The sequence below is a fragment of the Burkholderia sp. Bmkn7 genome (assembly GCF_041103175.1).
Lineage (GTDB): Bacteria > Pseudomonadota > Gammaproteobacteria > Burkholderiales > Burkholderiaceae > Burkholderia > Burkholderia cepacia.
On record NZ_JBGCUH010000003.1, the window covers coordinates 3,347,416 to 3,359,615 of the forward strand.

Here is a 12,200-nt window from a genome sequence, read left to right on the forward strand (position 1 = left end):
AGCTCGCTCAGTTCGCCGGGCCGACGCCGCCGATCTTGTACTGCACGTACGACGAATCGCGCAGCTCGCGCAGCCAGTCGGCATACGCCTGCTCGGCCTTGCGCTGGCCGATCGCCTGACGCGCGATATCCATCTGCTGCTGCACCGAACCTTCCGCTTCGCGGCGGCCCAGCACCTGGATCAGGTGATAGCCGTACTCGGTACGGATCGGCTGGCTGATCTGCCCGTCCTGCAGGTTGTTCATCGCGCGCTCGAATTCCGGCACGGTCTCGCCCGGGCTGATCCAGCCGAGATCGCCGCCCTGCGACGCCGAACCGTCCTGCGAATACGTGCGCGCGAACTTCGCGAAATCGCCGCCGGCCTCGACCTGGTTGCGGATGTCGGCCAGTTGCTGGCGCGCCTGGCCTTCGGACTTGCCTTCGCCCACGCGCAACAGGATGTGGCGCACGTGCGTCTGGACGATCTTCGGTGCCGCGGCCGACGCGCCCTGGCTCTGGCGACGATCGACGAGACGCACGATCTCGAAGCCGTCCGGCACGCGGATCAGCGTCGGGTTGACCTGGCCCGGGCGCAGCTTCGATGCGGCGTCGACGACGTCGGCCGGCAGCGCGCTCGGCGACTTGAAGCCGAGGTCACCGCCTTTCTTCGCGTCGTTCGCTTCCGAATTGTTCTTCGCGAGCTTCTCGAAATCGGCACCCGACTTCGCCTGCTGCAGCAACGCGTCAGCCTTCTTCTGCGCGGCTTCGATGTCGGCCTGCGGCGCGTTGGTCGGTGCCTTGATGAAGATGTGCTGGAAACGCAGGTCCTGCTGCTGCGACGCGTTCGGCCCGCGCTGGCTCGCGATGTAGTTCGCGACCTCGGCATCCGACACGGTGATCTTGCCGTCGACCTCGCGCTCGCGCAGCTTCGACAGCATCAGTTCGGTGCGCGCGTCGCTCGTGAAGATGCTCCAGGGCACGCCTTGCGCCTCGAGACGCGCGCGGTACTGGTCGAGCGTCATGCCGTTCGCCTGCGCGAGGCGCTGCAGCGTGGACTGTACCGTCGCGTCGTCGATGCGGATCCCGTCGTCCTTGGCCTTCTGCACCTGGATACGCTCGAGCACCATCTGGTTCAGCACCTGCGCGCGCAACTGGTCGGTCGGCGGCACGGGGGCGTTCTGCTGCTGCAGCCGGCGCGCGATCAGGCCGGCACGCTGGTCGAGTTCGCGGCCGGTGATCACGTCGTTGTTGACGACCGCGACGACTTCGTCGGCGAGCTGCGCACCTTGCGAACCGAGCGCCTGCGCCGCGGCCGGCGCAGAGGCGAGCAGCGCGGCGGCCGCAGCGAGGCTGGACACGACTGCCGCGAAACGAAGGGTTTTCTTCATTGCCACTGGAACTCCATTGAAATCGTGCTGACCGGTGCAGACAAGCCGGCGTTACTCGTAGTTGCTGAAGCGGGACATCGGCGGCGGCGGCGGCGGCAGCGGCGTGTAGCCCGGCACCCCGGCGCGGAACGCGGACACGAGGCCGTTGTCGATGGTCGACAGGCCCTTGAGCGTGAGCTGCATCATGAAGCGCGTCGACGAATTCTGCTGCCCGGACGAATTGATGCCGTTCGCCGCCCGCTGCACCCCGACCCCGAGCGCCCAGCAATCCGCGTCGTATTGTAAGCCGACCAGACCGTCGACCACGCGATCGCCGGCGAGATCGTAGTTGAAGCGGCCGATCGCATACAGGCGGCGCGTGAGCGGCCATTGCGCGGACACCAGGAACTGGTTGATCGGCTGGTTGTCGAGCGTGGTGTTCGTACGCGTATAGCGGTAGCCGACGTTGATCACGCGGCGCTCGCCCGGGCTGTAGCCGAAACCGACGCTCGACTTCACGAGCTGGTTGTTGTTCTGGTTGTACTGGAACGCCGTCTCGGACATGAAACCCGAGCCGAGCTTCAGCGCGGCCCCGACGATCAGGTCCGAGTGGCGCGCCAGCACCGCACTCTGCCCGGCATTCAGCGTGACGCGCTGATCGGCGAAGTAGTACTGCTGCGCGATCACGAAACGCGCACGCTCGTCGCCGGTGCGCGGATCGATGAAGCGCGACGTCAGGCCGGCCGTGATGCGGTTCGCATCGGCGATCCGGTCGTTGCCGACGAACGTGTTCGGCTGGTAGATCTCCGCGAGGCCGAAGTCCGACTCCGCGGTGTCGAACAGCGGCGCGTTCGACTGGTCGCGATACGGCGTGTACACGTAGTACAGGCGCGGCTCGAGGGTCTGGATGAAATCCTGGCCGAACAGGCGCACCGAGCGGTCGAAGATCAGGCCCGAATCGAAGCTCACGGTCGGGATCGACTCGGTGAAGCGCTTCGGGCTGTTCGGCGTTTTCGACGACAGGTAGTTCAGGTCGTACGACGCGAGGTGGTACTGGACCTTCGGCACGACGAAGTAGCCGGGGCCGTACACGCCGTACGCGATGTACGGGTTGAAGACGACCCGGTCGCCTTCGGTCGCGTCGGCCGTCGTGATGCGGAACCGCGAATAGTCGGCTTCCGCGCCGAAGTCGAAGCCGCCGACGTTGTACTTCGTGTACTTCACGTTCAACTGCGGCTCGCGGCTGTACGGCGCGATCGACGGCGGCAGCGTCTGCCAGTGCTGGTAGCGCGCGAGCACCGACCACGGGCCGTTGTTGTACGTGAGGCCCGCTTCCTGCTGGTACAGCGTCTGCGTCCCGTTGATGAACTGGTTCGACGAACCCAGTTGCTCGGGATACAGATTGTCCGAGACCTTGTTGTAGTAGACGTAGCCGCCGAAACCGCCGCCGAAGTTCTGCTGGTGCTGCCAGTAGATCGCGTAGCGGTTGCGGTGCTCGAGCCGGTCACTCGGCAGGTAATTGGCCGTGAACGTGCCCGAATACGACGGCGACAGGTAGCGGAACGTCGCCTCGGTCATCACGCCGCGCCGCGAGATGATGCGCGGCGTGAGCGTCAGGTCGCGGTTCGGCGCGATGTTGAAGTAGTACGGCAGCGTCAGCTCGAAGCCGTTGCTCGAGTTCACCGAGAACGTCGGCGGCAGCAGGCCGCTGCGCCGCTCGCCCGACAGCGGGAACGTCATCCACGGGCTCGCGAAGATCGGCACGCCCTGGAAGAACAGCACGCCGTTGCGCGCGGTGCCTTCGTCGGCGCCCGTATCGAAGTCGAAGCGGCTGCCCTTGATGTACCACGCGGGGTTCGTCGAGCACTGGCACGCGGTATACGTACCGTTGACGAACACCGAGCGCTCGTTGTCGACCATGTCGACACGCTCCGCGCTGCCCGAGCCGCCCGTCACGTTGAAGTGATACTTCGGCGCCGTCATGAAGCCCTGGTTCGCCTCGATCTTCAGGTGCGCCTCGGGGCCCGCAAACGACGTGCCGGAATTGATCACCCTGACCTGGCCGTACGCATCGGCCATGTCGGTATCCTGATCGTAGTGGATTGCGTCGGCCTTCACGACGGCGTCACCGCGCCGCAGCTCGGCCGAACCCTTCGCGGCGAGATCCTGCTCGGCCGTGCCGCTCGTGTGGTCGGCGATCACGAAGGCGGCCGGCTTCGCGCCCTCCTTCAGCGGGCGATCCTCGAGCTGGGGCGCGAGACGCAGATCCCACGGCGAGTCGAGCGGCTGCGGCTGCGCGGCCGCGCCCGACAGCTGCGCGTACGACACGGCCGGCACGAGGCCGGGCACGGCCAGGAGCGCGAGCGCGAGCCGCCGTTTGCGCGGCACCCCGTCACCGGGGAAAACATTCGGGAATAGCGGTTTGGGCGGCATCTATCGTTTGGCGAATCGCCCCTTGTCAACCGCGCCGTCGCGGCACATTCGCGCACGGCGGGCCGCGCCGTCGCACCGCGACTGCGGCTGAGCGCAAACCGGGGGGGCGATCGGGTGGCGGCGCGACAGGCGGCGGGCCTGCACGGCGGAAAGCTGACGCGGGGTGCGTCAAAAAAGTCGTGGGGTATTATATGGCAAGACGTTCCCCCCTCCTCCGAGTTTCATGACGCCCCCATCCGCCGCATCCCAGCCCGACGCCCGCCTCGAAGCGCTCACCGCGTGGCTGCACCCGCTCGCCGAGCGCTACGCGCTCGACCTGTCGACCCTCGCGCCCGCATCGTCGGACGCCAGTTTCCGCCGCTATTTCCGGATTGCGTCGGCCACGAGCGCCGGCGGCACGCTGATCGCCGTCGACGCGCCGCCGCCCGAGAAGTGCCGCGAGTTCGTCCAGGTCGCGCAGTTGCTCGCCACGGCCGGCGACCACGTGCCGGACGTGCTGGCCCACGATTTCGACGCGGGTTTCATGCTCGTGACCGATCTCGGCCGCACGCCGTACATCTCGGTGCTCGATCCGGCCGACCCGGCCGCCGCGAAACCGCTGATGCGCGAAGCACTCGACGCGCTGATCCGCTTCCAGCTCACGTCGAAACCCGACGTGTTGCCGCCGTTCGACGAGGCATTCCTGCGCCGCGAGATGGAGCTGATGCCCGAATGGTTCGTCGGCCGCCACCTCGGCAAGCCCGTCACCGACGCAATGCGTGGCACGCTCGACCGCACCTTCGCGCTGCTGGTCGCGAGCGCCCACGCGCAGCCGCAGGGTTTCATGCTGCGCGACTTCATGCCGCGCAACCTGATGGTGTGCGAGCCGAACCCGGGCATCCTCGACTTCCAGGACGCCGTCTACGGGCCGCTGACGTACGACGTCGTGTCGCTGCTGCGCGACGCCTTCATCAGCTGGGACGAGGAGTTCGAGCTCGACTGCTTCGCGTACTACTGGGAAAAGGCGAAAAAGGCCGGACTGCCGGTCGATCCCGATTTCGGCGAGTTCTACCGCCAGCTCGAATGGATGGGGCTGCAGCGCCACATCAAGGTGCTCGGCCTGTTCGCACGCATCAATTACCGCGACGGCAAGCCCCATTACCTGAACGACCTGCCGCGCTTCATCGCGTATGCGCGCAAGGTCGCGCTGCGCTACCGCCCGCTCGTACCGTTCGCGAAGCTGCTCGACGAGCTCGAGGGCAACGCGCCGGCCAACGTGGGCTATACGTTCTGATCGTTCCGACTCTCCTGACACCCGGCCGAACATGAGCACCACCCTGACGACGGCGATGATCTTCGCCGCCGGGCGCGGCGAACGGATGCGCCCGCTCACCGACACCCGCCCGAAGCCGCTCCTCGAAGCAGGCGGCAAGCCGCTGATCGTGTGGCAGATCGAAGCGCTCGCAGGCGCGGGTATCGAGACGATCGTGATCAACCACGCGTGGCTCGGCGAACAGATCGAGGCCGCGCTCGGCGACGGGTCGCGCTGGGGCGTGCGGCTCGCATACTCGGCCGAAGGCGAGGCACTGGAAACCGCGGGCGGCATCGCGCAGGCGTTGCCGCTGCTCGAGCTCGACGGACAACCGGCCGTGTTCGCGGCGGTCAGCGGCGACGTGTACTGCGCCTTCGACTACCAGACGCTCGCGCCGCGCGCCGCCCGGATGGCCGCGCTCGACGCGCCGGCGATGCACCTCGTGATGGTGCCGAACCCGCCGTTCCACCCGGCCGGCGACTTCGCGCTCGGCGACGACGGCCGCCTGGCGCTCGACGGCGCCGCGCGCTTCACGTTCGGCAATATCGGCCTGTACGACACGCGGATGTTCCGCGATCTCGCGCCCGGCACGCGGCGCGCGCTGACGCCGTACTATCGCGCGGCGATCGAAGCCGGCCGCGCGAGCGGCGAACTGTACGAAGGGTTTTGGGAGAACGTCGGCACGCCCGCGCAGCTCGGCGAGCTCGACGCGCGGCTGCGCGCCGCGGGCTGATCGTTTCGCGGCTGGGCGGCTGGGCGGCTGGGTGGCTAGGCGGCTAGGTGGCTGAGCGGCTGAGCGGCTGAGCGGCTGAGCGGCTGAGCGGCTGAGCGGCTGAGCGGCTGAGCGGCGGTTCGGCGGTTCGGCGGTTCGGCGGTTCGGCGGTTCGGCGGTTCGGCGGTTCGGCGGTTCGGCGGTTCGGCGGTTCGGCGGTTCGGCGGTTCGGCAGTCGATACCCGGACTTGTCACCGAGTGCGCGACCGATCGGCACCGAACCAAGCTCCAGGATCCGATGTCGCCGACGCTCCACCAAATCCCCCGGCCCTGACGGCACCACACCGCCCGTTCCTGCCGCGCACCGCGCAATACCCGCGCCTACGCGGCCTCGGCCTCTTCCCCGCCCGCCGCCGCGCGCTGCTGCTGCAGCGCCCACATCTGCGCATACAACCCGTCGGCGCGCACGAGTTCGTCGTGCGTGCCGCGCTCGACGATCCGCCCGTGATCCATCACGAGGATCTGCTGCGCGTGCACGACCGTCGACAGCCGGTGCGCGATCACGAGCGTCGTGCGATGCCGCGCGATCTGGTCGAGCTCGTGCTGGATCGCCCGCTCCGAGCGCGAATCGAGCGCCGAAGTCGCCTCGTCGAACAGCAGCACCGGCGGATCCTTCAACAGCGTGCGCGCGATCGCGACGCGCTGCTTCTCGCCGCCCGACAGCTTCAGCCCGCGCTCGCCGACCGGCGTGTCATAACCCTTCGGCAAGCTTTCGATGAAATCGTGGATGTGCGCGGCGCGCGCGGCCGCGATCACCTCGTCGCGGGTCGCGCTCGGCCGGCCGTACGCGATGTTGTAGTAGATCGAGTCGTTGAACAGCACGGTGTCCTGCGGCACGATCCCGATCGACGCACGCAGCGAATCCTGCGTGACGTCGCGGATGTCCTGGCCGTCGATCCGGATTGCGCCGCCCGTCTGCCGGTCGAGATCGTAGAAACGGAACAGCAGCCGCGACAGCGTCGACTTCCCGGAGCCGCTGTGGCCGACCACCGCGGTCGTCGTGCCCGCGTCGATCGTGAAGGAGACGTCGTGCAGGATCGGCCGCGCCGGCTCGTACGCGAAATTCACGTGCTCGAAGCGCACCTGCGCGCCGGCGACCGCGAGCGGCCGCGCATCGGGCAGGTCGGCCACTTCCTTCGCGGCCGACAGCAACCCGAACATCCGGTCCATGTCGGTGAGGCTCTGCTTCAGCTCGCGATAGACGACGCCGAGAAAGTTCAGCGGAATGTACAGCTGCAGCATGAACGTGTTGATCAGCACGAGATCGCCGAGCGTCAGCTTGCCCGCGAGCACGCCCTGCGTCGCACGCCACAGGATGAACACGAGCCCCGTGCCGATGATCGCCTGCTGGCCGAAGTTCAGCACCGACAGCGAATTCTGCGAACGGATCGCGGCCTTCCGGTAGCGCTTCAGGTTCTCGTCGTAGCGCTGCGCTTCCCACTCCTCGTTGCCGAAGTACTTCACCGTCTCGTAGTTGATCAGCGAATCGATCGCCCGTGAGTTCGCGCGCGAATCGAGTTCGTTCATCGTGCGGCGGAAATGCGTGCGCCAGTTGGTGACCTTCACCGTGAACACGATGTACGTGACCAGCGCCGCGAACGTCACGTACGCGTAATAGGCCTCGTACTTGACCACGAAGAAGCCGAGCACGAGCCCGACCTCGACAAGCGTCGGCAGGATGCTGTACAGCGAATACGAGATCAGCTGCTGGATGCCACGCGTGCCGCGCTCGATGTCGCGCGACATGCCGCCCGTCTGGCGTTCGAGATGGAACCGCAGCGACAGCCCGTGCAGGTGCCGGAACACCTGCAGCGCGAGCTGGCGCACCGCGCTCTCGGTGACCTTCGAGAACAGGATCTCGCGCAGCTCGGTGAACAGCGACGTCGACAGCCGCACGAGCGCATACGCGACGACCAGCAACCCGACGCCGCCCGCGAGCACGATGCCGGCCGACTGTTCGGCGCGGCCGAGCGCGGTGATCTGCTGGACGTAGGACAGGTGGTCGACGATGCGCTTCATCACGACCGGCACGCCGAGGTTCGCGACCTTCGCGCCGATCAGGCAGGCGAGCGCGAGCGCGACGCGCCATTCGTAGGTGGTCAGGTACGGCAGCAGCGACCGGATGGTCTGCCAGTCGTTGCGGGGCCCGGTCGAAGCCGGCGCGGGCTCGCCGGAAGCGGGAAATCGGCGCATGGGGGAAGTCTCTGTGGCGGTGCACGACGCGTGTATCGGCGGCCGGCTTGCGCACTTTCTCGTACAATTTGCGAACGTTGTATTGTCGCAGAAGCCGCTTCGCGCCGCTGCCGGCGCCCTCGCCGGCCGGCCTGCGCACGGCGGCACGTTTCTTACAGGATGAAAGCCCCCGCCATGACCGATTCGACCCTCGAACTCCCGCAAAAGCAGCCCGCGCTGCGCGTCGTCCCGCAACCGCACGACGCGAACGTCCACGGCGACGTGTTCGGCGGCTGGATCATGTCGCAGGTCGACATCGCCGGCTCGATCCCCGCGAGCCAGCGCGCGAACGGTCGCGTCGCGACGGTCGCAGTCAACTCGTTCGTGTTCAAGCAGCCGGTGTTCGTCGGCGACCTGCTGAGCTTCTACGCGACCATCATGCGCACCGGCAACACGTCGATCACGGTCGACGTCGAGGTGTACGCGCAGCGCATGCGCCTGATGGGCGAAATCGTGAAGGTCACCGAAGCGACACTTACCTATGTCGCAACCGGCCCCGACCGCAAGCCGCGGCAACTGCCGCCGCTCTGACCGGCGAGCGCCGCGACCGTGCGGCGCACGGCCACCTCAGTGCGTGGCCGTCAGCCCGAACTCCCGCATCGCGGGCAGGAAATCGTGGTTCAGCTTCGGCTTGCGCGACAGCTTCACCAGCACGTAGCGCTGGAACGGCGCAAGCTGCTGCCACTGCGCGAGCCCGGGCGCCGTCAGCCCGGCCAGCGCGCTCTGCTGCACGAGCGACTCCGGCACGATGTCGGTGGCACGCCAGGCCGGCTGCTCGTCCGGCTGGAACCACGAGGGTTCCAGATCCGCGTGCGTGCGCAGCATTTCGAACAGCGCGTGATCGAAGTTGGGCTCGATCGCGGTGTCGTCGTCGGCCGGAAAGCGTGCGAGCAGCTTGCGGTCCTCGAGCGGCAGCAGTTGCCACTGCTCCAGCGAAATCCGCAGACCGAAACGGTCAAGATTGAAACGCACGATCATCGGGATGTACGTGAAGTTTTCCGACGATTCGTGTTCGAAGGCGAATAACAGTGGAGCGTCGCTGAGTCCCATGGTCGTTACCTGATGTGGCGGATGCCGGCGCGGCCGGCTTGCCTGGGGTATTTTAGAACCTCTGCGCGCGGGCGGCGGATACGAATGCCGCCGCCCGCGCGCCGAATCAACGGGAGTGCTCGTGAATCCGACCGAATCCGGTGAAATGCTCGACGAACCGCGCGGCGCGATCGAACTGTCCGTGCGCCGCACGCGCGGCGGCGCCGTCGAAACCGCGCACGACTACGTGGGCCAGGAATGGCCAGTCGCACTCGTCTTCAACGGCATCTCGCACGCGGTGATGATGTGTACGCCGTGCGACCTCGAAGCGTTCGCGGTCGGTTTCGCGATCTCGGAAGGGATCGTCGCGCGCGGCAGCGACATCAAGGACATCGAGGTGATCCTGCACGCCGACGCCCCGCTGCCGCATGCGGAAGTCCACCTGGAGGTCGTCCAGCAGGCGTTCGCCGCGCTGAAGGACCGGCGCCGCGCGCTCGCGGGGCGTACCGGCTGCGGCGTATGCGGGATCGAAAGCATCGACCTGCTCGACCTCGCGCCCGAGCGCGTGCCGGATACGGGCTTTCTCGCGCGCCTCGCCCCCGACGCGCTGACGCGCGCGGCGCAGGCGCTGCCGGCGCATCAGGCGCTCACGCGGCTCACGGGCGGCCTGCACGCGGCCGCGTGGTGCGACGCAACAGGCGCGATCCGGATGGCGTTCGAGGACGTCGGCCGCCACAACGCGCTCGACAAGCTGATCGGCTCGCTCGTGCTGTCGCGCGCCGACCCGACCGACGGCTTCGTGTTCCTGTCGAGCCGCGCGAGCTACGAGCTCGTGCGCAAGGCCGCCCGCGTCGGCATTCCGATGGTCGCGACGATCTCCGCGCCGTCGTCGCTCGCGATCGAAATCGCGAAAGCGGCTGGCCTGCGGCTCGTCAGCTTCTGCCGCGAAACCGGCCACGTCGACTACGGCACGGACTGATCGCGTTCGCGGCGGCGCGCCGGCGAGCCATCGCCGGCGCGGCCTGCTCCGTCAGTCGAACTGACGGAAATCCGGCTTGCGCTTCTCGAAGAACGCCGTCATTGCCTCGCGCGCTTCGGGCGCGCGCAGCATCGCGGCGAAGTGGCCCGCCTCCTCGGCCATCCGCGCGGACGTCGCCACACCGCCCGTATCCTTCAGCAGCGCCTTCGTCACGCGCAGCGATGCCGCCGGCAGCGCCGCGAGCTTCGCCGCCTGCTTCGCCGCGAACGCGTCGAGCTCGGCCGCCGGCAGCACGCGGTTGACGATGCCGATCCGGTGCGCTTCCAGCGCATCGAACGCCTCGCCGAGCAGCAGCTTCTCGGCGGCGACCTGATGGCCGGCCAGGCGCGGCAGCAGCACGCTCGACGCGGCTTCCGGGCACAGGCCGAGCTGCGCGAACGGCAGCGAGAACGTCGCGGTGTCGGCTGCGTACACCAGATCGCAGTGCAGCAGCATCGTCACGCCGACGCCGATCGCCAGGCCCGGCACGGCGGCCACGATCGGCTTGCTCGCGGTGCTGATCCGTGCAAGGAACTGGAACACCGGGGCGGTGTCGTCCTTCGGCGGCGCCTTCAGGAAATCCTCGAGATCGTTCCCCGCGGTGAAATTGCCGTCGCTGCCGCGCAGCAGGATCACGCGGATCGCCTTGTCTTCCTGCGCGTCGGCGAGTGCATCGGCCATCGTCTGGTACATCGCCGCCGTCAGCGCATTCTTCTTCGCCGGGCGTGCGATCGTGATCGTCATCACGCCTTCGGCGCGTTCCACTTGAATTTCGGCCACAACCGTCTCCTTGACTTTCCTCTATCGGAATGAAAAAACGGTGCGCGAGCTTGTGGCCCGCGCACCGTCGTCGCTTTGCGTCGCGTCCTGCTTACAGGCGTTCGATGATGCCCGCGGCACCCATGCCGGTGCCGACGCACATCGTGACCATCCCGTACTTCAGGTTACGGCGGCGCAGGCCGTGCACGACGGTCGCCGCGCGGATCGCGCCGGTCGCGCCGAGCGGGTGGCCGAGTGCGATCGCGCCGCCCATCGGGTTGACCTTCGACGGGTCGAGGCCGAGGTCGCGCATCACCGCCAGCGATTGCGCGGCGAACGCTTCGTTCAGCTCGATCCAGTCGAGATCGTCCTGCTTCAGGCCAGCGGCCTTCAGCGCGGCCGGAATCGCTTCCTTCGGGCCGATGCCCATGATTTCCGGCGGCACGCCGCGCACCGCGAAGCTCACGAAGCGCGCGAGCGGCGTCAGGTTGAATTCCTTCAGCACCTTCTCCGACACGACGAGCAGCGCGCCCGCGCCGTCCGACGTCTGCGAGCTGTTGCCGGCCGTGACCGAGCCCTTGTTCGCGAACACCGTGCGCAGCTTCGCGAGGCCTTCGATCGACGTATCCGCGCGCGGACCTTCGTCGAGCTTGATCTCGCGCGTCTTCACGTCGACTTCGCCGGTCGCGAGGTTCGGGAAACGCTCGGTGATCGTGTACGCGGCGATCTCGTCGTTGAACTCGCCGGCCTGCTGCGCGGCAAGCGCCTTGCGGTGCGACTCGACCGAGAACGCGTCCTGGTCTTCGCGGCTCACCTTCCACTGCTCGGCGACGCGCTCGGCCGTCAGGCCCATCCCGTACGCGATGCCGAAGTCTTCATTGCGATCGAAGATGTGCGGCGACATCGACGGCTTGTTGCCCATCATCGGCACCATGCTCATCGATTCGCAGCCGCCCGCGAAGATCGCGTCCGATTCGCCGACGCGGATGCGGTCGGCCGCCATCGCGAGCGCCGTGATGCCCGACGCGCAGAAGCGGTTGACCGTCACGCCGCCGACCGTCTGCGGCAGGCCCGCGAGCAGCGCGCCCATCCGCGCGACGTTCAGGCCCTGTTCGGCTTCCGGAATCGCGCAGCCGATGATCGCGTCCTCGATCAGCTTCGTGTCGAAGCCCGGCACCTGCGCAACCGCCGACTTGATCGCGTGGACCAGCAGCTCGTCCGGGCGCGTGTTCTTGAAGACACCGCGCGGGGCCTTGCCGATCGGCGTGCGGCTGGCGGCGACGATGTATGCGTCTTGCAATTGTTTGCTCATTTGAGACTC

Annotated in this window: 10 protein-coding genes; 4 read left to right on the forward strand and 6 right to left on the reverse strand. The window is 67.7% G+C overall.

The window, feature by feature from the left end; translation table 11 throughout:
• Window positions 1–7: 7 nt before the first annotated feature.
• Together AB3K92_RS37165 and AB3K92_RS37170 are read right to left on the reverse strand one after the other, a co-directional pair.
• Window positions 8–1,366: a peptidylprolyl isomerase gene (locus AB3K92_RS37165; protein WP_027789167.1), complete on the reverse strand. Its 1,359-nt coding sequence runs from the start codon at window positions 1,364–1,366 to the stop codon at window positions 8–10.
• Window positions 1,367–1,417: 51 nt separating this feature from the next.
• The gene (locus AB3K92_RS37170) at window positions 1,418–3,778 is read right to left on the reverse strand and encodes an LPS-assembly protein LptD (RefSeq protein ID WP_059708184.1); all 2,361 of its coding nucleotides are present in this window, start codon (window positions 3,776–3,778) and stop codon (window positions 1,418–1,420) included.
• Between the two features lie 223 nt (window positions 3,779–4,001).
• Between AB3K92_RS37170 and AB3K92_RS37175 the strand changes: the two genes are divergently transcribed.
• Together AB3K92_RS37175 and murU are read left to right on the forward strand one after the other, a co-directional pair.
• A complete protein-coding gene (locus AB3K92_RS37175; protein ID WP_369466792.1) occupies window positions 4,002–5,051 on the forward strand; it encodes an aminoglycoside phosphotransferase family protein in 1,050 nt (349 codons plus the stop codon).
• Between the two features lie 31 nt (window positions 5,052–5,082).
• Window positions 5,083–5,802, forward strand: coding sequence for an N-acetylmuramate alpha-1-phosphate uridylyltransferase MurU (gene murU / locus AB3K92_RS37180; protein WP_369466793.1), 720 nt, complete (start codon window positions 5,083–5,085; stop codon window positions 5,800–5,802).
• 360 nt (window positions 5,803–6,162) lie between these two features.
• Here murU and AB3K92_RS37185 read toward each other — a convergent pair whose 3' ends face one another.
• Window positions 6,163–8,034: an ABC transporter ATP-binding protein/permease gene (locus AB3K92_RS37185; protein ID WP_369466794.1), complete on the reverse strand. Its 1,872-nt coding sequence runs from the start codon at window positions 8,032–8,034 to the stop codon at window positions 6,163–6,165.
• Window positions 8,035–8,208: 174 nt separating this feature from the next.
• Here AB3K92_RS37185 and AB3K92_RS37190 point away from each other — a divergent pair, with 174 nt between their 5' ends.
• Window positions 8,209–8,604: an acyl-CoA thioesterase gene (locus tag AB3K92_RS37190; protein ID WP_027789162.1), complete on the forward strand. Its 396-nt coding sequence runs from the start codon at window positions 8,209–8,211 to the stop codon at window positions 8,602–8,604.
• A gap of 36 nt (window positions 8,605–8,640) precedes the next feature.
• Here the strand turns inward: AB3K92_RS37190 and AB3K92_RS37195 are convergent, their stop codons facing one another.
• A complete protein-coding gene (locus AB3K92_RS37195; protein ID WP_021158425.1) occupies window positions 8,641–9,123 on the reverse strand; it encodes a nitrate reductase associated protein in 483 nt (160 codons plus the stop codon).
• A gap of 121 nt (window positions 9,124–9,244) precedes the next feature.
• On the opposite strand from AB3K92_RS37195, the gene fdhD reads away from it, so the two are divergent.
• A complete protein-coding gene (gene fdhD, locus AB3K92_RS37200) occupies window positions 9,245–10,081 on the forward strand; it encodes a formate dehydrogenase accessory sulfurtransferase FdhD (RefSeq protein ID WP_369466795.1) in 837 nt (278 codons plus the stop codon).
• A gap of 51 nt (window positions 10,082–10,132) precedes the next feature.
• On the opposite strand, the gene AB3K92_RS37205 is transcribed toward fdhD, so the two are convergent.
• Both AB3K92_RS37205 and AB3K92_RS37210 read right to left on the reverse strand, forming a co-directional pair.
• On the reverse strand, window positions 10,133–10,900 hold the full coding sequence (locus AB3K92_RS37205; RefSeq protein WP_021158423.1) for an enoyl-CoA hydratase: 768 nt from the start codon (window positions 10,898–10,900) through the stop codon (window positions 10,133–10,135).
• Window positions 10,901–10,991: 91 nt separating this feature from the next.
• Window positions 10,992–12,191 (reverse strand): acetyl-CoA C-acyltransferase, encoded by a 1,200-nt coding sequence (locus AB3K92_RS37210; RefSeq protein ID WP_048026145.1) that lies wholly within the window; start codon window positions 12,189–12,191, stop codon window positions 10,992–10,994.
• Window positions 12,192–12,200 lie beyond the last annotated feature (9 nt).

Bases quoted from the DNA above. Each gene is read 5' to 3' on its own strand.
- AB3K92_RS37175 (WP_369466792.1), top strand. From the start codon at position 4,002: ATGACGCCCCCATCCGCCGCATCCCAGCCCGACGCCCGCCTCGAAGCG.
- AB3K92_RS37195 (WP_021158425.1), bottom strand. From the start codon at position 9,123: ATGGGACTCAGCGACGCTCCACTGTTATTCGCCTTCGAACACGAATCG.
- AB3K92_RS37170 (WP_059708184.1), bottom strand. From the start codon at position 3,778: ATGCCGCCCAAACCGCTATTCCCGAATGTTTTCCCCGGTGACGGGGTG.
- AB3K92_RS37190 (WP_027789162.1), top strand. From the start codon at position 8,209: ATGACCGATTCGACCCTCGAACTCCCGCAAAAGCAGCCCGCGCTGCGC.
- murU (WP_369466793.1), top strand. From the start codon at position 5,083: ATGAGCACCACCCTGACGACGGCGATGATCTTCGCCGCCGGGCGCGGC.
- AB3K92_RS37185 (WP_369466794.1), bottom strand. From the start codon at position 8,034: ATGCGCCGATTTCCCGCTTCCGGCGAGCCCGCGCCGGCTTCGACCGGG.
- AB3K92_RS37165 (WP_027789167.1), bottom strand. From the start codon at position 1,366: ATGAAGAAAACCCTTCGTTTCGCGGCAGTCGTGTCCAGCCTCGCTGCG.
- AB3K92_RS37210 (WP_048026145.1), bottom strand. From the start codon at position 12,191: ATGAGCAAACAATTGCAAGACGCATACATCGTCGCCGCCAGCCGCACG.